The 21,160-nt window shown below is 58.0% G+C and carries 17 protein-coding genes; 8 read left to right on the top strand and 9 right to left on the bottom strand.

Annotation, left to right across the window (positions count from 1 at the left end; genetic code table 11):
* Positions 1-35: 35 nt before the first annotated feature.
* The 4 genes from map (at position 36) to FHC51_RS09315 (ending at position 4,923) form a co-directional block, all read left to right on the top strand.
* Complete coding sequence (gene map / locus FHC51_RS09330) at positions 36-830, top strand: type I methionyl aminopeptidase (RefSeq protein ID WP_220435383.1); 795 nt, start codon at positions 36-38, stop codon at positions 828-830.
* 62 nt (positions 831-892) lie between these two features.
* Entirely contained in the window at positions 893-3,568 is a 2,676-nt protein-coding gene (gene glnD, locus FHC51_RS09325) for a bifunctional uridylyltransferase/uridylyl-removing protein GlnD (RefSeq protein WP_220435382.1), read from the top strand.
* Positions 3,569-3,597: 29 nt separating this feature from the next.
* The gene (gene dapD / locus FHC51_RS09320; RefSeq protein ID WP_008501915.1) at positions 3,598-4,422 is read left to right on the top strand and encodes a 2,3,4,5-tetrahydropyridine-2,6-dicarboxylate N-succinyltransferase; all 825 of its coding nucleotides are present in this window, start codon (positions 3,598-3,600) and stop codon (positions 4,420-4,422) included.
* A gap of 111 nt (positions 4,423-4,533) precedes the next feature.
* Entirely contained in the window at positions 4,534-4,923 is a 390-nt protein-coding gene (locus FHC51_RS09315; RefSeq protein WP_032616607.1) for a DUF3461 family protein, read from the top strand.
* A 91-nt stretch (positions 4,924-5,014) separates the two neighbouring features.
* Here FHC51_RS09315 and cdaR read toward each other — a convergent pair whose 3' ends face one another.
* The 3 genes from cdaR to dgt all read right to left on the bottom strand — a co-directional run bounded on the left by cdaR (position 5,015) and on the right by dgt (position 9,404).
* The gene (cdaR, locus tag FHC51_RS09310) at positions 5,015-6,172 is read right to left on the bottom strand and encodes a DNA-binding transcriptional regulator CdaR (RefSeq protein ID WP_103178330.1); all 1,158 of its coding nucleotides are present in this window, start codon (positions 6,170-6,172) and stop codon (positions 5,015-5,017) included.
* 159 nt (positions 6,173-6,331) lie between these two features.
* Positions 6,332-7,759 carry a serine endoprotease DegP gene (gene degP, locus FHC51_RS09305; protein ID WP_103178329.1) on the bottom strand — a complete coding sequence of 476 codons (1,428 nt, stop codon included), beginning with the start codon at positions 7,757-7,759 and terminating at the stop codon, positions 6,332-6,334.
* Between the two features lie 130 nt (positions 7,760-7,889).
* Positions 7,890-9,404 (bottom strand): dGTPase, encoded by a 1,515-nt coding sequence (gene dgt / locus FHC51_RS09300; RefSeq protein ID WP_103823296.1) that lies wholly within the window; start codon positions 9,402-9,404, stop codon positions 7,890-7,892.
* A gap of 82 nt (positions 9,405-9,486) precedes the next feature.
* Here dgt and mtnN point away from each other — a divergent pair, with 82 nt between their 5' ends.
* From mtnN to FHC51_RS09285, 3 genes are read left to right on the top strand one after another with little or no spacing between them, the layout of a single operon-like run.
* Positions 9,487-10,185, top strand: a complete 699-nt coding sequence (gene mtnN / locus FHC51_RS09295; RefSeq protein WP_103823295.1) for a 5'-methylthioadenosine/S-adenosylhomocysteine nucleosidase — start codon at positions 9,487-9,489, stop codon at positions 10,183-10,185.
* The gene (btuF, locus tag FHC51_RS09290; RefSeq protein ID WP_103823294.1) at positions 10,178-10,978 is read left to right on the top strand and encodes a vitamin B12 ABC transporter substrate-binding protein BtuF; all 801 of its coding nucleotides are present in this window, start codon (positions 10,178-10,180) and stop codon (positions 10,976-10,978) included. Before mtnN ends, btuF begins: the two co-directional genes overlap by 8 nt.
* Positions 10,979-10,994: 16 nt before the next feature.
* Positions 10,995-11,618, top strand: a complete 624-nt coding sequence (locus tag FHC51_RS09285; protein ID WP_220435381.1) for a TRIC cation channel family protein — start codon at positions 10,995-10,997, stop codon at positions 11,616-11,618.
* Between the two features lie 40 nt (positions 11,619-11,658).
* Here FHC51_RS09285 and erpA read toward each other — a convergent pair whose 3' ends face one another.
* Positions 11,659-12,003, bottom strand: a complete 345-nt coding sequence (erpA, locus tag FHC51_RS09280) for an iron-sulfur cluster insertion protein ErpA (protein WP_039030319.1) — start codon at positions 12,001-12,003, stop codon at positions 11,659-11,661.
* Between the two features lie 79 nt (positions 12,004-12,082).
* The gene (gene clcA / locus FHC51_RS09275; RefSeq protein ID WP_114387916.1) at positions 12,083-13,459 is read right to left on the bottom strand and encodes a H(+)/Cl(-) exchange transporter ClcA; all 1,377 of its coding nucleotides are present in this window, start codon (positions 13,457-13,459) and stop codon (positions 12,083-12,085) included.
* A 177-nt stretch (positions 13,460-13,636) separates the two neighbouring features.
* On the opposite strand from clcA, the gene hemL reads away from it, so the two are divergent.
* Complete coding sequence (hemL, locus tag FHC51_RS09270) at positions 13,637-14,917, top strand: glutamate-1-semialdehyde 2,1-aminomutase (protein ID WP_220435380.1); 1,281 nt, start codon at positions 13,637-13,639, stop codon at positions 14,915-14,917.
* Positions 14,918-15,010: 93 nt separating this feature from the next.
* Here hemL and fhuB read toward each other — a convergent pair whose 3' ends face one another.
* The 4 genes from fhuB to fhuA are packed head-to-tail and all read right to left on the bottom strand — an operon-like array spanning position 15,011 to position 20,978.
* Positions 15,011-16,993, bottom strand: coding sequence for a Fe(3+)-hydroxamate ABC transporter permease FhuB (gene fhuB / locus FHC51_RS09265; RefSeq protein ID WP_220435379.1), 1,983 nt, complete (start codon positions 16,991-16,993; stop codon positions 15,011-15,013).
* The gene (gene fhuD, locus FHC51_RS09260) at positions 16,990-17,865 is read right to left on the bottom strand and encodes a Fe(3+)-hydroxamate ABC transporter substrate-binding protein FhuD (protein ID WP_375373806.1); all 876 of its coding nucleotides are present in this window, start codon (positions 17,863-17,865) and stop codon (positions 16,990-16,992) included. The genes fhuB and fhuD overlap by 4 nt, the downstream gene beginning before the upstream one ends.
* Positions 17,866-17,876: 11 nt before the next feature.
* Complete coding sequence (fhuC, locus tag FHC51_RS09255; protein WP_103823288.1) at positions 17,877-18,674, bottom strand: Fe3+-hydroxamate ABC transporter ATP-binding protein FhuC; 798 nt, start codon at positions 18,672-18,674, stop codon at positions 17,877-17,879.
* A 54-nt stretch (positions 18,675-18,728) separates the two neighbouring features.
* The gene (gene fhuA / locus FHC51_RS09250) at positions 18,729-20,978 is read right to left on the bottom strand and encodes a ferrichrome porin FhuA (RefSeq protein WP_103178319.1); all 2,250 of its coding nucleotides are present in this window, start codon (positions 20,976-20,978) and stop codon (positions 18,729-18,731) included.
* Positions 20,979-21,160: the final 182 nt, after the last annotated feature.

Below are 21,160 nucleotides of genomic sequence, written 5' to 3'. Positions count from 1 at the left end.
ATTGTCGAAAAAAACGACACTGATGGACAGATTACATGGCTATCTCTATTAAGACACCTGAAGAAATTGAAAAGATGCGCGTCGCCGGTCGTCTGGCCGCTGAAGTGCTGGAAATGATCGAGCCGTTCGTTAAGCCGGGCGTTAGCACGGGCGAACTGGATCGCATCTGTAACGACTATATCGTGAACGAGCAGCACGCGGTCTCCGCCTGCCTCGGCTATCACGGCTTCCCGAAATCCGTCTGCATCTCTATTAATGAAGTGGTGTGCCACGGCATTCCGGATGACGAAAAACTGCTGAAAGATGGCGACATCGTTAACATCGACGTGACCGTCATTAAAGATGACTACCACGGTGACACCTCTAAGATGTTCATCGTCGGCAAACCCACCATTCTGGGTGAGCGCCTGTGCAAGGTGACCCAGGAGAGCCTTTATCTGGCGCTGAAGATGGTTAAGCCGGGCATTCGCCTGCGTACTCTCGGTGCGGCGATTCAGAAATTCGTTGAAGCCCAGGGTTTCTCTGTGGTGCGCGAATACTGCGGTCACGGTATTGGCCGTGTGTTCCACGAAGAGCCGCAGGTTCTGCACTATGATGCTGATGACGGCGGCGTGGTGCTGCAGGCGGGCATGACCTTCACCATCGAGCCGATGGTCAACTCCGGCGATTACCGCATCCGTACCATGAAGGATGGCTGGACGGTGAAAACCAAAGACCGGAGCTTGTCTGCCCAGTACGAGCATACTATTGTGGTGACAGACAACGGCTGCGAAATTCTGACGTTACGCAAGGATGAAACCATCCCGGCGATACTCTCGCAAGACGCATGATAAGAAGCCGGCAAATGCCGGCTTTTTTAATGGCTATCGTTTTTTCTTATGGGTGGCGCGCAATGAGTAACCTTTTACCCGAACAGTATGCCAATACGGCACTCCCCACCCTTCCTGGTCAGCCGGATAACCCCGGCGTCTGGCCCACGGCCGAGCTGATGTGCGCGGGTATTAAAGCGCATATCGACACTTTCCAGCGCTGGCTGGGCGAGGCCTTTGACAGCGGGATCTCCGCCGAAGCGCTGATTGAGGCGCGCACGGAATTTATCGATCAGCTTCTGCAGCGTTTGTGGATTGATTACGGTTTTGGCCAGCTGGCCGACGTCGCGCTGGTGGCTGTAGGCGGCTATGGCCGTGGCGAGCTGCACCCGCTGTCGGATATCGATCTGCTGATCCTGAGCCGCAAAAAGCTGCCTGACGAGCAGGCGCAAAAAGTGGGCGAACTGTTGACCCTGCTGTGGGACGTCAAGCTGGAAGTCGGCCACAGTGTTCGTACCCTGGAAGAGTGTCTGCTGGAAGGATTATCCGATCTCACCGTCGCCACCAACCTGATTGAAACGCGGCTGCTGATTGGCGACGTGGCGCTGTTCCTGGAGCTGCAAAAGCACATATTCAGCGACGGCTTCTGGCCGTCAGAGAAGTTCTTTGCCGCCAAGGTCGATGAGCAGCAGGTGCGCCACCAGCGCTACCACGGCACCAGCTACAACCTGGAGCCGGATATCAAAAGCAGCCCCGGCGGCCTGCGCGATATCCACACCCTGCAGTGGGTGGCCCGTCGCCATTTCGGCGCCACTTCGCTCGATGAGATGGTCGGCTTTGGCTTTCTCACCGAAGCCGAACGCACCGAACTGAACGAGTGTCTGCATCTGCTGTGGCGCATCCGTTTTGCCCTGCATCTCGAAGTGACCCGCTACGACAACCGCCTGCTGTTCGATCGTCAGTTAAGCGTCGCCCAGCGCCTGCACTACAGCGGCGAAGGTAACGAGCCGGTCGAGCAGATGATGAAGGACTTCTTCCGCGTCACCCGCCGGGTCGGCGAGCTCAACCAGATGCTGCTGCAGCTGTTTGACGAGGCGATCCTCGCCCTGACCGCCGATGAAAAACCGCGTCCGATCGACGATGAGTTTCAGCTGCGGGGCACGCTGATCGATCTCCGTGACGAGACGCTGTTTATCCGCAAGCCGGAAGCGATCCTGCGGATGTTTTACGCCATGGTGCGTAACAGCACCATCACCGGGATCTACTCCACCACTCTGCGCCACCTGCGCCATGCCCGCCGCCATCTCACTCAGCCTTTGTGCTATATCCCCGAAGCGCGGTCGCTGTTTCTGAGCATGTTGCGTCATCCGGGCGCGGTAAGCCGCGGGCTGCTGCCGATGCACCGTCACAGTGTGCTCTGGGCCTATATGCCGCAGTGGTCGCATATCGTCGGCCAGATGCAGTTTGACCTGTTCCATGCCTACACCGTTGATGAACACACTATCCGCGTGATGCTGAAGCTGGAGAGCTTCGCCCAGGAGGAGGTGCGCAGCCGTCACCCGCTCTGCGTTGAACTCTGGCCGCGCCTCACCAACCCGGAGCTGATCCTGATTGCCGCCCTGTTCCACGATATCGCCAAAGGGCGCGGCGGCGACCACTCGATCCTCGGTGCAGAAGATGTGCTGAAATTCGCCGAACTACACGGGCTCAATTCGCGCGAAACCCAGCTGGTGGCCTGGCTGGTTCGCCATCATCTGCTGATGTCGGTCACCGCCCAGCGGCGCGATATTCAGGATCCCGAGGTGATCAAACAGTTTGCCGAAGAGGTACAGACGGAAAACCGCCTGCGTTTTCTGGTCTGCCTGACGGTAGCCGATATCTGCGCCACCAACGAAACGCTGTGGAACAGCTGGAAGCAGAGCCTGCTGCGCGAGCTCTATTTCGCCACCGAGAAACAGCTGCGTCGCGGCATGCAGAGCACCCCGGACATGCGCGAACGCGTGCGCCATCACCAGATGCAGGCTCTGGCGCTGCTGCGGATGGAGAATATCAATGAAGAGGCGCTGCATCAGATTTGGGCCCGCTGTCGCGCCAACTACTTTGTGCGCCACAGCCCAAACCAGCTGGCCTGGCACGCCCGTCATCTGTTGCAGCACGATCTGACGAAACCGCTGATCCTGCTGAGCCCGCAGGCGACCCGTGGGGGAACAGAGATCTTCATCTGGAGCCCCGACCGCCCTTACCTGTTCGCCGCCGTCTGCGCCGAGCTCGACAGGCGTAATCTCAGCGTGCATGACGCGCAGATTTTCACCACCCGCGACGGGATGGCAATGGATACCTTTATTGTGCTGGAGCCGGACGGCAGTCCGCTGTCTGCCGATCGTCACGAGCCGATCCGCTTCGGGCTGGAGCAGGCGATCACCCAGCACAGCTGGCAGCCACCGCAGCCGCGTCGACAGCCGGCCAAACTGCGCCACTTTACCGTCGATACGGAGGTCAATTTCCTGCCGACGCATACCGACCGGAAATCGTTCCTCGAGCTGATCGCCCTCGACCAGCCGGGGCTGCTGGCCCGGGTCGGGCAGGTTTTTGCGGATCTGGGAATTTCGCTGCATGGCGCCAGAATTACAACCATTGGCGAGCGAGTAGAAGATTTATTTATAATCGCCACCGCCGACCGTCGTGGGCTTAATAATGCCCTGCAACAGGAAGTGCAACAACGGTTGACAGCAGCCCTCAATCCAAACGATAAAGGGTGATGTTTTTTTTACCTGGAAAGAGTTGAACTATGCAGCAGTTACAGAACGTTATTGAGTCCGCTTTTGAGCGTCGCGCCGAAATTACTCCGGCAAATGTGGATACCGTGACCCGCGAGGCGGTTAATCAGGTTATTTCTCTGCTTGATTCCGGCGCGCTGCGTGTAGCCGAAAAGATCGACGGTCAGTGGGTCACTCACCAGTGGCTGAAGAAAGCGGTACTGCTCTCTTTCCGTATTAACGATAACCAGGTTATCGACGGTGCGGAAAGCCGCTACTTCGATAAAGTCCCGATGAAATTCGCCGATTACGACGAAGCGCGTTTCCAGAAAGAAGGGTTCCGCGTGGTGCCACCAGCAGCCGTTCGTCAGGGTGCATTCATTGCCCGCAACACCGTGTTGATGCCTTCTTACGTTAACATCGGTGCTTACGTTGACGAAGGTACCATGGTAGATACCTGGGCGACCGTTGGCTCCTGTGCGCAGATCGGTAAAAACGTCCACCTCTCTGGCGGCGTGGGTATCGGTGGGGTTCTTGAGCCGCTGCAGGCTAACCCGACCATTATCGAAGACAACTGCTTCATCGGCGCACGCTCCGAAGTGGTTGAAGGCGTGATCGTAGAAGAAGGTTCCGTGATCTCCATGGGCGTCTACATCGGTCAGAGCACCCGTATTTACGATCGTGAAACCGGTGAAGTGCATTACGGTCGCGTTCCGGCGGGCTCCGTGGTGGTATCCGGCAACCTGCCTTCTAAAGATGGCAAATACAGCCTGTACTGTGCGGTGATCGTTAAAAAAGTCGATGCGAAAACCCGCGGCAAAGTTGGTATCAACGAACTACTGCGCACCATCGATTAATCGGGTATAACAAAAAGCGGGGGCGACCCCGCTTTTTTTATATCTGAGGGTGGCGAAAATAGATTTTTTCGTGAATTATTCATGGGTTATGTTGAGATCAAGGGTACCGCTATGTACGATAATCTGAAAAGTCTGGGCATTACTAATCCTGATGAAATTGACCGTTACAGCCTCCGTCAGGAAGCCAATAACGATATCCTGAAAATCTATTTTCACAAGGATAAGGGCGAGTTCTTCGCCAAAAGTGTAAAGTTCAAGTACCCGCGTCAGCGTAAAACTGTCGTTGCCGATGGCATCGGCCAGGGTTACAAAGAGGTGCAGGAGATCAGCCCAAATCTGCGCTATGTGATCGATGAACTGGATCAGATTTGCCAGCGCGATCGCACTGAAGTGGATCTGAAGCGTAAGATCCTGGATGACCTGCGTCATCTGGAAAGCGTGGTTGCCCACAAGATCACGGAAATCGAAGCGGATCTTGAGAAGCTGACCCGTAACAAATAAGCCGTTCCTGTGTGCCGGGTGGCGGCTTCGCCTTACCCGGCCTACTCCCGGGTTTTGCAGGCCCGGTAAGCGCAGCGCCACCGGGCAAAAATCACCGCTGCTCGTCCAACTGCAAGGCCACATACAGTAACAGACGGTCGTCAAAATTCCCCAGATCCAGCCCCGTTAACTCCGATATCCGGTTCAGGCGGTACTCCAGCGTATTACGATGAATAAAGAGCGCTTTTGAGGTCGCCAGTGGCTGCACGTTATGACGGAACCACGCCTGTAAGGTGCGCCGCAGCAGGCCGTTGTTATCCATCGCTTTCAGACGCACCAGCGGACGCGCCAGTTCGTTGGCCTGCCAGCCGCCGCGCAGGCTGTCGAGCAGCACCGGCAACATCAAATCCTGGTAAAAATAGCTGCGGCTTTCCGGCATACGCTGCTTGCCGACCATCATCGTGGTTCGGGCCGTACGCCAGGAGCGGGCAATGCTTCCCGGGCCGGTAAAATAGTTACCTAATGCCACGCGAAAACGCAGCTGCCCGTTCTCTTTCATCCGCGCAATCAGCTGCTCCACGCGGCGGCGATGATCTTCTGCATCCCAGCGGCCAAACTGGTTTAACGCCGGTTTCAGCACCACCATTTCGGTCAACGAGACGATCGCCACCAGATTGTTACGCTCCGGCGTGGCCAGCGCGTTCTGTAGCTGTTGCAGCTCCACCATGGCGCTATCGACGCCCAGCTGCCCACTATCGACCTCAATCACCGCTACAACGCGGGGCTGGTTAAGGTCGATACCCAGGCGTTGAGCCCACTCCGTTAATGCCGGGGTATGCTCTTCCGCCTGGATCAGGTTCATGACCAGTTCTTCACGCAGGCGGCTGTCCTGCGCCAGCAGGTGCATCAGGCGGGATTGCTCCAGCATCATCTCCGCCGTCATACAGACCAGCTCGCCATATTTGCGCAAAGATTCCGGCTCACCGGTAAGCCCGATAACCCCGACAATTTCACCCTCAAGACGCAGCGGCAGGTTAATCCCCTGCCGCACACCGTGCAGATGTCGCGCCACCGCGTCATCAATGTCCACCACGCGCCCCTGGGAGAGCACCAGCAGTGCGCCTTCGTGCAATTCCCCAATACGCTCGCGGTCGCCACTGCCGATGATCCGGCCACGTGCGTCCATCACGTTGATATTGGTGTCGATGATGCGCATTGTTCGCGCCACAATATCCTGCGCCATTTTGGTATCAAGATGCCAGCCAGCCATGTCGCCCTCCTCTGAGCAGAGCTCAAGCATAAGGAAGATTAATCAGTGCTGCATTGTGCAGATGCACAAACTCACAGGGAGAAGTATGGACTTGTGGAAGGGTTCACAGAACGGCAGAAAAAAGCCCCTGTTTCCGGGCGGAAACAGGGGCTGAACGGATTACTGCATCAGCAGATAGAGAGAGGTGTCGCCACGCTGGATGTTCAGCGCCAGTACCGACGGTTTGCTGTCGAGGATTTTGCGCAGTTCAGCGATGTTCTTAACCGGCTGCTGGTTCGCTCCGATAATCACATCCCCTTTCTTCAGGCCGATACGGGCAGCCGGGCTGTTGGCTTTAACGTTGTCCACCGACACGCCTTTATCCTGGCCTTTGTTGCTCATGTCCGCACCTTCGATGCCGCTGAAGATGGTGCCGGCATCCACCTGATTCTGGCTGCTCTGCTGCAGTTCCAGATTCACGTTAACCGGTTTACCTTCACGCAGCAGGCCCAGGGTCACTTTGCTGCCCACCGGCATGGAGCCCACTTCCGCACGCAGTGCCGCGAAGCTGCTCACCGGTTTGCCGTTCAGGGTGGTGATGACATCCCCGGCTTTGATCCCCGCTTTCGCTGCGGAGGAGTTTGGCATGACCTGGCTGACAAACGCACCGCGCTGGGCATCAACCTTCATCGCTTTCGCCAGCTCGGAGTTCAGCTCGGTGCCCAGAATCCCCAGCTCACCGCGTTTAACCTGACCAAACTCAACCATTTGCGCGGTCAGGTTTTTCACCATGTTACTTGGGATAGCGAAGCCAATCCCGATGTTGCCGCCGTCCGGGGCGAGGATCGCGGTGTTAATCCCAATCAGCTCACCGTTCAGGTTGACCAGCGCACCACCGGAGTTACCGCGGTTAATCGCCGCATCCGTCTGGATAAAGTTTTCATAGTTTTCTGCGTTGAGACCGCTACGGCCAAGGGCAGAAACGATACCGGAGGTGACCGTCTCACCCAGACCGAACGGGTTACCGATTGCCACGGTATAATCCCCTACGCGCAGCGCGTCAGAGTCGGCGAGCTTAATCGCGGTCAGGTTTTTCGGATCCTGAATCTGAATCAGGGCGATATCAGAGCGAGGATCTTTCCCGACGATTTTGGCGTCGAGCTTACGCCCGTCGCTCAGTTGAACCTTAATGCTGGTGGCGTTATCCACCACGTGGTTGTTGGTGACGACGTAGCCTTTGGCGGCATCGATGATGACGCCGGAGCCCAGCGCCATAAACTTCTGCTGCTGGCCGCCGCCGTTACCGCCGCCATCGCCCTGGCAGAATGGAGAGCTCTGGAACGGGGAACCGTCCTGGCAGAACGGCGAGTTATCGCCGAAGAACTGCTGGAAGTTACGTGGCATGCGTGGCGTGTTGACGGTGGTGCTGCCCTCGACATTGATACTGACCACCGATGGCATCACTTTTTCCAGCATCGGCGCCAGGCTTGGCATCTGCTGTGCAGTGGCGGCCGACGATACGGTCTCCGCTGCGCTAGCAGACAGTGGAGACAACGCTAATCCTAAACTCAGAGCCAGTGCACTCATTGCTAAAGTGGTTTTTTTCATGTTTCTTAATCTCGATTTACAGGTCACGCACAATTGCTGTGTACATCAGATTCGTTTTGCTGGGCTTAGTTCCGGTATTAAGTTTCTGGAAAAAGTAAAAATTTATTGTCCGTCTTTACAAAACTCCTCTTTATTCCACCGCCATCAACTTGCGGTATTCATCCCATGCATACAAGTCCGTCATTCCGCTAATATAGTCCTGGATCAGCCGGCAGCGATAATAAAACTCCAGCACCGGCCAGTCCGCCTGCTGGCGATTTAATTTACCAATAGATTCCACATATGCCAGCCGATGGCGCGTCGAAAGTTTATGAAATAGCCGGGTCTCAATCGGAAAACGGCGTACCCGTTCCTTTTCAACCAGCTCGCTAAAGTCGTCCACGGATAATTGCAGCAGCGGGCGATAGATCTCCAGCAGGCCGGTTATCACGCGATAGCCCTGTAATTCCAGCTGCTCGACATCCGGATGGCTGAACACGTGCCGCATCGCCACATTCTTATAGAGCTCAAGGAGTTGACTGAATCCACTGTCATCCTCAAGCAGAGCATGATTAAATTCCCCGCGGTAGATCTGCTCAATATTGTCTATAAAACGCTCAGCCGCATAGGGCACCAGTTTATTAAGGGTATTGACGCGTAAATACATAAAGAACTGATCTTCGGTGCTGCGGCTGAGGGTGTTCGAACGTGACTTCTCCCAGGCGTTTTCGACAACCTGCGAAAACAATGAACCTTTTTCATGGTTGCCCCAGGCATCATAAAGATGCTGATAAAGCCCCTCGACGCTGAATATTCTTTTTTCGACAGCATCTTCCAGATCGGCAACGCAATAGGAGATATCGTCTGCCGCTTCCATAATCCAGGTTAATGGAAAACGGCCATACTGCGGAAGGGAGAGCTCCTGACGCAGCCGCTCTATATACGCCTCTTCAGAGAAATAATAGCCCGGCTTTTTCATCAAATAATTGTGCGTCTCGGGAGGATCGCCCTGCCACCAGGCGGGACGGGTATATTTCAGAATGCATCCCACCTGCGCCCAGGTAAGATTCATGCGCATCAGGGAGTGCACCATCCGGATGCCCTGCGCATTCCCCTCAAAGTGACACAAATCCTGGCGCACCTTGCGACGAAGCGCATTCAGCGCCTCCTCGCCTTCACGCAGCCGCAGATCCTGCACAACGCAGCGATCGTCGCTCAGCGGCTGGCTTGCGGCATCAGCAGGGTACAGACGCTGGCGGAACCAGTCATTGATCGCCGCTTCGCCAAAATGACCAAAGGGGGGATTACCGATATCGTGCATCAGGCACGCCATCTCAACGATGCTTTCGAACGGCCCCGTCAGCTCGTCCAGGCCGTAGGTTGCCAGCAGGCGCTGCTCTTTAAGGCGGCTCAGGATCTCTTTGGCGATATAGCGCCCAACCTGCTGAACCTCCAGCGAGTGGGTGAGCCGGGTACGCACAGCGGCGTTGCGTTCGAGCGGGAAGACCTGCGTTTTTTGCTGTAACCGACGGATCGCCGGTGAGTTAATGATGCGCCCGCGGTCGCTTTCGAAGATCCGCAGGATCTCGTGTTCGCTCTTGTTCCCCTGCGGAGAGCGGTAGCGACGCTGCCAGTTAATCTTGGTGCGAAAATCGATTGGTGCCATGTGCTCCCCCGCGTGAGAATGCGTTTCCCCTTAACCGCATGATAGACTATGCATCTTAACAAGGCACATCGCGAGTAAATCTATGAAAATCGGTATTATTGGAGCAATGGAAGAAGAAGTTACGCTGCTGCGTGACAAAATTGAGAACCGTCAGACCCTCTCCCTGGGCGGTTGCGAAATTTACACTGGCACGCTGAACGGAACTGAAGTTGCTCTGCTGAAATCGGGTATCGGTAAAGTTTCCGCCGCGCTGGGCGCCACCCTGCTGCTGGAACGCTGCAAGCCAGACGTGATCATCAACACCGGCTCTGCGGGCGGTCTTGCGCCAACCCTGAAAGTGGGCGACATCGTGGTCTCTGACGAAGCGCGCTACCACGACGCCGATGTGACCGCCTTTGGTTACGAGTATGGCCAGCTTCCGGGCTGCCCGGCAGGCTTCAAGGCCGATGAAAAACTGGTTGCTGCTGCGGAAAATTGCATTGCAGAGCTGAACCTGAACGCCGTGCGCGGCCTGATTGTCAGCGGCGACGCCTTTATCAACGGCTCCGTGAACCTGGCAAAAATCCGCCACAACTTCCCGCAGGCGATCGCCGTGGAAATGGAAGCGACCGCCATCGCGCACGTTTGCCATAACTTTAGCGTGCCGTTCGTCGTGGTTCGCGCCATCTCTGACGTTGCGGATCAGCAGTCTCACCTGAGCTTCGACGAGTTCCTCGTGGTTGCTGCCAAACAGTCCAGCCTGATGGTTGAGACGCTGGTGCAGAAACTGGCGCGTGGCTAAGCCGCTCAAAAGGGCGCTGCTTGCGCTGCTTCTGCTGACACCGGCGTGGCTTCTGGCCGCGCCGCGTGTAATTACCCTCTCCCCTGCCAATACCGAACTGGCGTTTGCCGCCGGGATCACCCCCGTCGGGGTCAGCAGTTATTCCGACTATCCTCCCGAAGCCGCTAACATTGAACAGGTCGCCACCTGGCAAGGCATTAATGTCGAACGCATCGTCGCGCTGAAGCCCGATCTAGTGCTGGCCTGGCGCGGCGGCAATGCCGAGCGTCAGGTCAACCAGCTCACCTCGCTTGGCATAAAAGTGCAATGGATCGATGCCACCCGCATAGAGCAGATTGCCCAGGCCCTGCGCGATCTCGCCCGCTGGAGCCCCACTCCGGCGCAGGCGCAGCAGGCTGCGCAGCAGATGATGGCTGATTTTGCCGCCCTCAAGGCCACCTACGGCGCACTGCCGAAAAAGCGGGTATTCATTCAGTTCGGTCAACAGCCGCTCTTCACCACCAGCCAGGGCTCCCTGCAACATCAGGTTGTTGAGCTGTGTGGCGGGGAAAATATCTTCGCGGCCAGCCGGGTTCCTTGGCCCCAGGTGAGCCGTGAGCAGGTACTGGCGCGCCAGCCTCAGGCGATTGTGGTGGGCGGTTCGGCGGGCGATATTCCTAAAATAGAACAGTACTGGCAAGGTCAGCTAAAAATACCCGTGATTCCACTGAACAGTGACTGGTTTGAGCGCGCGAGCCCGCGTATTATCCTCGCCGCAAAACAACTCTGCTCTGCGCTGTCGCAGAGCCACTAATTTCTCGAGGATTACGATGCTCGTTTACTGGCTGGATATTCTTGGCACAGCCGTTTTTGCGATTTCCGGCGTTCTGCTGGCCGGTAAGTTACGTATGGATCCGTTTGGCGTGCTGGTGTTGGGTGTGGTCACGGCCGTCGGCGGCGGAACGATCCGCGACATGGCGCTGGATCATGGCCCGGTATTCTGGGTCAAGGATCCCACCGACCTGGTGGTGGCCATGGTCACCTGCCTGTTAACCATCATTCTTGTCCGCCAGCCGCGTCGCCTGCCGAAATGGCTGCTGCCGGTGCTGGATGCAGTTGGCCTCGCGGTGTTCGTCGGCATTGGCGTAAACAAAGCCTTTATGGCGGGCACCGGCCCGATGGTGGCTATCTGTATGGGGGTGGTGACCGGCGTGGGCGGCGGGATTATCCGCGATATTCTGGCGCGCGAAGTGCCGATGATCCTGCGAACGGAAATCTACGCTACGGCCTGTATTTTGGGCGGGATCGTTCACGCCACGGCCTGGTATACCTTTCATGTTCCGCTGGAACAGGCGGCGATGCTGGGGATGGTGGTGACGCTGGCAATCAGACTGGCGGCAATCCGCTGGCATCTGAAGCTGCCAACCTTTGCGCTGGATGATAATGTAAGATAACGAGTAGGCCCGGTAAGCGAAGCGCCACCGGGCATTACCGTCAGATGCTGAACGAAGAACCACACCCGCAGGTGCTGGTCGCGTTCGGGTTGGTTACCACAAAGCGTGAACCTTCCAGACCTTCGGTGTAGTCAACAGAGCCACCGACCAGATACTGCAGGCTCATCGGGTCAACAACCAGCGCGACGCCCTGCTTCTCAATGGTCATGTCGCCATCGTTAACCTGATCGTCAAAGGTGAATCCATACTGGAAGCCGCTGCAGCCGCCGCCGGTAATGTACACACGCAATTTCAGCTCCGGGTTGTCTTCATCGGAAATCAGGTCTTTTACTTTTTTGGCTGCTGCTTCGGTAAACTGCAACGGCAGCGCTACGTCATCACTCATCTTATGCTCCCATGAATACTGCTAGTGGGTAAAAATCACCCAATTCTTGTTGTCATTATCTAATACCCTGGTAATTCATTCAAGTATTCTGCTTCGCCAGGGTACGGGCAAGAATGGTGGAGTATAGCGGTTGTCCGCCGAGGAACTGGGCTAATAGTGTGGCCCCCAGGCAGGTAATGATCATTGGCAAAATGAGCTGGTAATTGTCGGTCATCTCCAGCACCAGCACAATGCCGGTCAGCGGCGCGCGCAACGAAGCCGCCAGCAGCGCCCCCATTCCGGCGATGGCAAAGGTACCGGCCTCAAGATGATACGCCGGGAAGCCTGCGGCGGCGGCCATGCCAAAGGCCGTACCCAGTAACGTACCCAACGCCAGCATCGGGGCAAAAATGCCGCCAGGGGCGCCGGAAGAGAAGCAGAGTACGGTGGTGATGACCCGCGAGATAAACATAAACAGCAGCAGGCCAATGCTGAAGTTACCCGCAGCCGCAATGGGGATCAGCCCAAAGCCACCCCCAGCCGCGTTGGGTTCGATAAAGCCCAGCACGCCGCACACGCCCCCCAGCAGGCCACCCACCAGCACCCATCGGGTTGTATTGCCGCCGTGGATCCGCTGGAACATATCCTGAGCACGAATAATAAGGGCATTAAACAGCGGGCCAACAATGCCAAAAATCATGCCGAGGATCAGGTAGAGCCACAGCGTATTGACCGGGGCGTTGGTCAACTTACCGACCTCAATGACCGCCCCTTCGCCATTGAAAAGCCGAAAGACAATGCTCGACATAATCACGCCGGTGAAGACCGCTTTAATCGAGATCAGGTTATAGCGAAACTGGGCGCGCATCTCTTCAATGATAAAGAGGATCCCCGCCAGCGGGGCATTAAACGCAGCGGAAAGCCCCGCGGCGGCACCGGTTGCCAGCAACGTATGGCGTGCTTCAGCGCTGCGCATCCTGAACAGATCGCTGACCATACGGCCAACATTACCGCCCAGCTGTACGGTCGGCCCTTCCCGTCCGAGCACCATCCCCGCTCCAAGCGTCCCCATTCCGCCGATAAACTTAACGGGCAGTACACGCCACCAGCGGACCGGACGCAGCTCTTCGAGCGCCCCTTCTATCTCAGGGATACCCGAGCCGCCCGCTTCTGGGGCGAATTTACGCACCAGAAAATAACCGACCATCGCAAGCAGGGCAGATAAGCCGAACGCCAGGATCCAGACTACCCCTTCACGATCGGCATAACCCGCAACGGTGCCAATGCGCCAGTTCAGTACGCCATTGACGGCCCTTTCGAACGCGACGCCCACCAGTCCGGCCAGCGTGCCGACAACGGCTGCGCCCAGCAAAATTGCCAGCGGCGTCTTGTCGCGGTTGAGCAGCCGACGGATGCTGATACGGTATTGCGCGCGCGCAAATTGTTGTTCTTCAAATGAGGGGGAATCTGATTTCATTGCCTGTTAATTTTCGTCATACAAATCGCCGCAGAGATTTTACCAGAGACCGTCCAGCCGTCTTCTGAAAATTGCTTAACAATTGTTAATGCATTACCAAGGTAAAAATTTCATAACCTTCCACGAATCACTTAGAATAGTGCGCTTAACCATTTTATACGAGCCAGGAATCACGCCATGAGTAAGTCTGAAACGCTTTACAGCGCTGCCCGCGAGCTAATCCCTGGCGGTGTTAACTCCCCGGTCCGTGCCTTTACCGGCGTGGGCGGTACACCGCTGTTTATTGAACGTGCCGATGGCGCCTATCTGTATGATGTGGATGGCAAAGCCTATATCGACTATGTCGGCTCATGGGGCCCGATGGTACTGGGGCATAACCACCCGGCTATCCGTAACGCGGTCATCGAAGCGGCGGAGCGCGGTTTAAGTTTTGGCGCGCCAACCGAGATGGAAGTCAAAATGGCGGCGCTGGTGACTGAACTGGTCCCGACCATGGATATGGTGCGCATGGTGAACTCCGGTACCGAAGCGACCATGAGCGCCATCCGTCTGGCCCGTGGTTTTACCGGCCGTGACAAAATCATCAAATTTGAAGGTTGCTACCACGGTCATGCCGACTGTCTGCTGGTGAAAGCCGGTTCCGGCGCCCTGACCCTCGGCCAGCCGAACTCGCCGGGCGTGCCGGCGGATTTCGCGAAGCATACCCTGACCTGTACCTATAACGATCTCGATTCGGTGCATGCCGCCTTTGAGCAGTATCCGCAGGAGATCGCCTGCATCATCGTTGAGCCGGTGGCGGGCAACATGAACTGCATTCCACCGCAGCCGGGCTTCCTGCAGGGCCTGCGTGCGCTGTGCGATGAGTTCGGCGCGCTGCTGATTATCGACGAAGTCATGACCGGCTTCCGCGTGGCGCTGGCGGGCGCCCAGTCTTATTACGACGTGGTGCCGGATCTCACCTGTCTGGGCAAAATCATCGGCGGCGGTATGCCGGTAGGCGCCTTTGGCGGCCGCAAAGAGGTGATGGATGCGCTGGCCCCAACCGGTCCGGTCTACCAGGCGGGCACCCTCTCCGGGAACCCAATTGCCATGGCAGCCGGTTTCGCCTGCCTGACCGAAGTGGCCCAGCCGGGGATCCACACCACCCTGACCGATCGCACCACCCAACTGGCAAACGGTCTGCTGGAAGCGGCGGAGGATGCGGGTATTCCGCTGGTGGTAAACCACGTGGGGGGCATGTTCGGGATCTTCTTCACCACGGCTAAAACCGTCACCTGTTATCAGGATGTGGTGCAGTGCGATGTTGAGCGCTTCAAGCGCTTCTTCCATCTGATGCTGGAGGAAGGTGTCTACCTGGCGCCGTCGGCGTTTGAGGCGGGCTTTATGTCGGTTGCGCACAGCGAAGAGGATATCAACAAAACCATCGAGGCGGCGCGGAAGGTGTTTGCCAAACTCTGAGCCGTGAGTTGCCGGGTGGCGGCTTCGCCTTACCCGGCCTACGGTCCGAGGATTTGCCAGGCCGGGTAAGCGTTAGCGCTACCCGGCATTTTTTTACCGGCTCTGCTTGCGCAGCAGATAGATAAAGTACGGCGCACCGATAAAGGTGGAGAGCAGCCCCGCCGGGATCTGATACGGGAACAGCACCATCCGGCCGCACCAGTCGGCGAACACCAGCACTATCCCTCCGATTAACGCCGACATCACAATGTGCGGCATCGTCCGGCGGAAGCCCATCATCCGCGCGATGTGCGGCGCCATCAGCCCGATAAAACTCAGCGGGCCAATCGTCAGGGTCGCCGTCGCCGTCAGCGCTGCAGCCAGCAGCAGCAGGCCGATTCGCGAGCGGTTCAACGCCATGCCCACCGAACGGGCCGTGTCGCCCCCCAGCGGCAGCACCGTCAGCCAGCGACGGCAGAGCGGCACCAGCGCCAGCAGCACGATCATTGCCATCCCGGTGCTCATGACCTGTTCGGTCGTCGCATTATAGGTTGAGCCGGAAATCCAGGTCAGGATCTGCGCCATACGCGGATCGCCGCTGGCCTGCAGCATCATCAGCAGCATGGTGAAGGCGGTACTCAGCGCCATCCCCGCCAGCAGCATCCGGTGCGGCGAGAAGCCGCCGCGCCCGGCGGAGACCAGGATTATCAGCAGCGTCGCTGCGGCACCAAGGCTACCCGCAGGCATCAGCCAGCCAAAGGCATTACCCGGCACAAAGAAGAGCATCAGCACCACGCCGAACGCCGCACCGGAGCTGATCCCCAGCACTTCCGGGCTCGCCATCGGGTTACCGGTGAGACGCTGAATAATGCAGCCCGCCACCGCCAGCATCACCCCGGCCATCAGGGCGGCAAAAATACGCGGCGCGCGCCACGGCAACAGTTTGTCGAGCATCGCTCCGCTCGCCCAGTGCCATCCCTGCGCATCCCGGCCAAACGCCATCGCCGCTATCACCGCCAGCAGCAGTACCGCGCCGCCTGCCAGGGCAAACCACACCACGTGGTGGCGCTCGGCCTGCACTTTATCGCCCGCGTTCATTGCCGGGGCGCTCATGCTGCGCAGACGCGGCAGCAGCCACAGCAGCAGCGGCGCGCCGATCAGGGCGGTTACAGAACCGGTGGAGACTTCCATCCACACCCGGGTCAGCCAGAGGATCACCTGGTCAGAGAGCCAGAGGATCAGCGCCCCAATCAGCGGGGCCAGTATCAGTCGGGAGAGCAAGCGCCGTGCCCTCAGCATTTTCGCCAGCAGCGGCGCGAACAGGCCGATAAAGCCGATGATGCCCACAGCATTCACCAGCAGAGCACTGATAACAATCGCCAGCGTCAGCGCTGCCAGACGCGCCAGCGAGAGCGCCAACCCGAGGTTACGCGCCACGCCATCATCAAGCCCCATCAGGGTGAGCGGGCGCAGCAGCAGCAGAGTCAGCACCACACCGCCGAGCAGCTGCGGCCAGAGGCGCTGGACGATGCTCCAGTCGGTTTGCGTCAGCGTCCCGGTACTCCAGAGGAACATGCTTTGCAGCTGGTCATGATGGAAAATCACCAGCAGCTGGTTGATCGCGCCACAGTAGAGGCTCACCACCAGGCCTGCCAGGATCAGGGTGACCGGCGAGAGGCGTTTACCCCAGGCCACGCCAAAGACAATCGCCCCGACGACGCAAGCGCCCACCAGCGCGGCGAACTGCGCCGCCAGTACGCCCGGCAGCGCCCACAGGGTGATAATAGTCATCCCCAGCTGGGCGCCGGTCGCCACCCCCAGGGTGGTTGGCTCGGCGAGCGGGTTACGCAGCACCTGCTGGAACAGTACGCCCACCAGCCCGAGCCCGGCCCCCACCAGCAGCGAGATCGCCAGCCGCGGCAGCAGGCTGTAGTGGAACAGCATCTGTTGAATATTATCGATATCCGGGGCGGCCAGCGCGCTACCCCACTGGCTGCGCGGCAGCGCAATGCTCAGGTTCCACCAGGTTAAGCCCAGCGCAACGGCCAGCAGCAGCGCCATAAAGAGCGCCGGGAAAAGGGCAATCCGTGACCTCATGCCTGGCCTCCCAGGGCGCTATCCAGCACGCGGGCAAAGTGCATCGCCGACAGCGTCGCGCCGTAGAACCACACCGCGGGAACACGCTTCACGCGCTGCTGGCGAACAAACGGCATCGCCTGCCACAGCGGCGTCGCCATTAAGGTCTGCATTTCCCGTTCATTGCCGTGATCGAAGCAGAGCACATCCACATCCTTAAACGCCGCCAGACGGTCGATCCCGACGGCGGTACTGCCCCAGAAGGTCATCTCCCCTTCCCAGGCGTTTTTAATCCCATAGCGATCCAGCACTTCCTGGAACAGGCAGTTATTGCCAAACACCAGCATATGGCGGGCATCGAGCAACGTTACCATCAACAGCGGGCGATCGCCGCGACCGGCGAAGCGCGGTTTGAAACTGTCAATCACGCTGTCGAAATGGTCGAGATGCTGGCGGGCCGCACTCTCCAGATTCAGGAGCTGTGCCATCTCGGTTAACGATTTCCGGGCGTTAGTCAGCGGCTTTTTCCCGTCGCTGAAGGCAAAACCCCGTCCCGGCGCAATGCGCGCCAGCTTCTCTTCTGACGGGCCATACCCGGCCGACCAGACCAGGTACGAAGGTTTCATCTGGGTGAGCAGCTCGAGGTTGGGCTCGGTACGCAGGCCGATGTCGATAACCGACTCTGGCAGCCGGGGCTCGTTCACCCATAAGGTGTAGTTGGGAATATCGGCCACGCCGTAAGGGGTCACGCCAAGCGCCAGCAGCAGCTCAACGGGGAGCCACTCCAGGGCCACAATGCGCTGCGGATCGATAGCGGCAGCCTGCGCCGTGTTCATTTTCCACAGCAGCGGCGAGAGGGCCATGGCCGTCAGCAGGCGGCGACGGCTAATCATAAAATCAGGCATCAGTAGACAAAGCTCACCGGTGCCGCTCCCGCAGGATGCGGCAGAATACCCATAGGAATGCCGTAAATGTTTTCCAGCGTCTCGCTGCGCATCAGCTCGGCAGGCGTGCCCTGGGCGATCATCTCCCCGCCGCGCAGCGCCACCAGGTAATCGCAGTAACGCGCCGCCATGTTGATGTCGTGCAGCACCGCAATCACCGTCAGCCCGCGCTGCTGGCTTAAGCGATGCACCAGTGCCAGCACATCCACCTGATGGGCGATATCGAGGGCCGATGTCGGCTCATCCAGCAGTAAACAACGGCTATCCTGAGCCACCAGCATGGCGATCCAGGCGCGCTGGCGCTCGCCGCCGGAGAGGCTATCCACCAGACGATGGGCCAACGGTTTTAACCCCACCAGCGCAATCGCCTCTTCCACTTTCTCGCGGTCGGCCACGCCAAAACGCCCCAGCGCGCCATGCCACGGATAACGGCCGATCGCCACCAGTTCGCGAACGGTCATACCCTCCGCCTGCGGCAGTTGCTGCGGCAGATAGGCCACCTTGCGGGCAAAGGCTTTGCTGTTCCAGCTCTCCAGCGGCTGTCCATCAAGCAGGATATCGCCCTCAGACGGCGGCTGATGGCGGCCAAGCATTTTCAGTAAGGTGGATTTGCCGGAGCCGTTATGGCCGATAAGGCCGGTCACCTGGCCTGCGGGGAAGGTCAGCGAAAGGGGATGCAGCAGCGTGCGTCCGGGAACGCGAAAGGAGACGCCATCGAGCGCAAAAGTGGTATCGGATTGCGGGTTGTTTTCCTGCATGTCAGCCAACTTAAGTAAAGAAAAGGGCACGAAAAACGTGCCCAAATTTAAAGGTTAGAAGCGGAAGGTCGCAGTCGCAACAACCTGGCGTTCTGCTCCCCAGAAGCAGCCATAGGTGTTGAAGCAGCTGGCGACGTATTCACGATCCAGCAGGTTGTTCACGTGCAGCGCCACGTTTGAGCCCGCCATGCCAAAGCGCGCCAGATCGTAGCGCACCAGCGCATCCATCACCGCGTAACTGCCCACCTTGAAGGAGTTCGCCGGATCGCCATAGCTGGAGCTGGAGAAGCGTCCGCCGGTGCCCAGGGTCAGGCCAGAGAGTGCGCCATCGTAGAAGGTGTAATCCCCCCACAGGGAAGCCATATGCTCAGGCACCTGCGCCGGGGTGTTGCCTTTGTAGTTGGTGTCGGTGGTGTACTCCACGTCGGTGTAGGTGTAAGACCCCACCACGTTCACGCTGGCAGACAGCGCTGCTTTGGCTTCGATCTCCACGCCGCGGGCGCGGATCTCGCCGCCTTCAACCGAGAAGAACGAGCCCGCAGGATCGGCCATCAGGTTGTTGGTTTTGGTCAGTTGATACAGGGCCCCGGTCAGAACGATCGGACGATCGCTCGGCACGTACTTCACGCCCACTTCGTACTGCTTGCCTTTAGAAGGCGCAAACGGCTTACCCTGCGCGTCGGTCTGGGAAGAGGGCTCGAAAGATTCGCTGTAGCTGAAGTATGGCGTCACGCCGTTATCGAACAGGTAGTTCACCCCGCCGCGCCAGGTGAACTGGTTGTCATCACGTGATGCGGTGGTGCCCGCGACGCGGTTAAACGAATCCTGCTCTGCCCAGTCGTAGCGGCCCCCCAGGGTGACCAACACCTTGTTCCACTGCGCCTGATCCTGCACGTAGAGACCGGTCTGCTGCTGCTTGTTCAGGATCTGATACGGACCGGAGTTCGCCGGGTTTTTTGAGTCGAAATCGAAATCGCTATACACCGGGTTGTAGAGATCCAGCAGCGGAACGGAAGCGTCATAGCCAAACCAGGCGTTGATATCGTTACGCATACGCATATAGTCAACGCCGGTCAGGAGGATATGGTCAACGTCGCCGGTGGCGAATTTGCTCTGCAGCTGGGTATCAACGGTGAAGTTTTGCAGCTTCTCATCGTCAACCACATATTTACGCGCCAGGTAATGGCCTTTGTCCGCAGGTGATAGCGCGTTACAGAGGGCGTTGCCACTGTTCGCCGCATCGGAGCAGACGCCGTAACCATAGACGCTGTTCTGCGAGGTTTTATTCTCGGCAAAACGCAGGTTCTGACGCACGGTGAAGGTGTCGTTGAATTCGTGATCGAAGCTATACCCGACCATCTTCTGGTTACGGGAGTAGGTATTGTTTTTCGCCCCTTCGTTGAAGTCGGTCGGCAGGCGATCGCCGTTTGGCAGCGGATCAACCGTGCCCTCTTTCGGCAACCAACCGTAGTAACCGGTCTCCGGTTCGTTCTGGAAATAGGAGAGGAAAGTGAAGTTGGTTTTATCAGACGGACGCCAGGAGAAGGACGGCGCAATGGTGTAACGCTGCTCTTCCGCACGCTCCTGCTGGGCGTTGTTAGAACGCGCCAGACCGGTCAGGCGATAAGAGTATACGCCGTCGTCGTCCAGCGCATCGCTGAAGTCGAACCCGGTCTGGAACAGGCTGTCCGTCCCGACTTTAAACTGAACCTCTTTCAGCGGCTCGGTCAGTGGACGTTTGCTGACCATGTTCAGCAAACCACCCGGGCTGCTTTTGCCGTAGAGAACGGAGGTCGGGCCGCGCATCACTTCCGCGCGCTCAATCATATAAGGGTCAATTACCGCGTCGTTATAGAAGTTGCCCTGCATCTTCATGCCGTCGAGGTAGTTGTTCTGGCTTTGGCCATCGGCAGCAAAGCCACGAATAATCAGGTAGTCGTATGTATTGGACGCGCCACGCGTACCGACTGCCACCCCTGGCGTATAGCTCAGTGCTTCTTTCACCGAGCGCGGCTGGTGCAGCGCCATCTCTTCCGCGGTCACCACGGAAATCGACTGCGGCACCTTCTCAATGGAGGTATCCGTCTTGGTGCCGGTAGCGGACTGGCGTGCCGCAATGGTCGCCGCCGGTCCCCATGCACTCTCCTGCGGAGCAGGCGCTGCGGTGACGGTAATCGTTTCTTCTTTTTTAGGGGTTTCGGCAGCGTGAGCGTAAGCAGACATGCCGCTAACCGCTGTGGCTACAACAACTGCGATTTTACGCAGTGAAGATTGCATTGGCTGAGCAGTTTTTGAAAGCGCCATTGGTATATCTCTGATGAAAGCGTGAATGATAACGTAAACGAGAATTATTATTATGACCGCAGCATATTATGCGAAACATTCACGGCATAGCAAGCGATATGCGCCCCTACAGGAAATGAGGGTATAAGAATTAAACAATGGAAAATAGAGGGTTAATAAATGGAGATATCAGTGTTGGAGGG

This window comes from Leclercia sp. EC_58, from assembly GCF_019584355.1.
Classification (GTDB): domain Bacteria; phylum Pseudomonadota; class Gammaproteobacteria; order Enterobacterales; family Enterobacteriaceae; genus Enterobacter.
The sequence above is the reverse complement of the archived record's forward strand: the minus strand, read 5'-3'. Positions and strand labels throughout refer to the sequence as shown.

Bases quoted from the DNA above. Each gene is read 5' to 3' on its own strand.
- cdaR (WP_103178330.1), bottom strand. From the start codon at position 6,172: ATGGCTGGCTGGCATCTTGATACCAAAATGGCGCAGGATATTGTGGCG.
- glnD (WP_220435382.1), top strand. From the start codon at position 893: ATGAGTAACCTTTTACCCGAACAGTATGCCAATACGGCACTCCCCACC.
- map (WP_220435383.1), top strand. From the start codon at position 36: ATGGCTATCTCTATTAAGACACCTGAAGAAATTGAAAAGATGCGCGTC.
- fhuB (WP_220435379.1), bottom strand. From the start codon at position 16,993: ATGAGGTCACGGATTGCCCTTTTCCCGGCGCTCTTTATGGCGCTGCTG.
- degP (WP_103178329.1), bottom strand. From the start codon at position 7,759: ATGAAAAAAACCACTTTAGCAATGAGTGCACTGGCTCTGAGTTTAGGA.
- mtnN (WP_103823295.1), top strand. From the start codon at position 9,487: ATGAAAATCGGTATTATTGGAGCAATGGAAGAAGAAGTTACGCTGCTG.
- fhuA (WP_103178319.1), bottom strand. From the start codon at position 20,978: ATGGCGCTTTCAAAAACTGCTCAGCCAATGCAATCTTCACTGCGTAAA.
- dapD (WP_008501915.1), top strand. From the start codon at position 3,598: ATGCAGCAGTTACAGAACGTTATTGAGTCCGCTTTTGAGCGTCGCGCC.
- dgt (WP_103823296.1), bottom strand. From the start codon at position 9,404: ATGGCACCAATCGATTTTCGCACCAAGATTAACTGGCAGCGTCGCTAC.
- fhuC (WP_103823288.1), bottom strand. From the start codon at position 18,674: ATGCAGGAAAACAACCCGCAATCCGATACCACTTTTGCGCTCGATGGC.
- erpA (WP_039030319.1), bottom strand. From the start codon at position 12,003: ATGAGTGATGACGTAGCGCTGCCGTTGCAGTTTACCGAAGCAGCAGCC.
- hemL (WP_220435380.1), top strand. From the start codon at position 13,637: ATGAGTAAGTCTGAAACGCTTTACAGCGCTGCCCGCGAGCTAATCCCT.
- FHC51_RS09285 (WP_220435381.1), top strand. From the start codon at position 10,995: ATGCTCGTTTACTGGCTGGATATTCTTGGCACAGCCGTTTTTGCGATT.
- fhuD (WP_375373806.1), bottom strand. From the start codon at position 17,865: ATGATTAGCCGTCGCCGCCTGCTGACGGCCATGGCCCTCTCGCCGCTG.
- clcA (WP_114387916.1), bottom strand. From the start codon at position 13,459: ATGAAATCAGATTCCCCCTCATTTGAAGAACAACAATTTGCGCGCGCG.
- FHC51_RS09315 (WP_032616607.1), top strand. From the start codon at position 4,534: ATGTACGATAATCTGAAAAGTCTGGGCATTACTAATCCTGATGAAATT.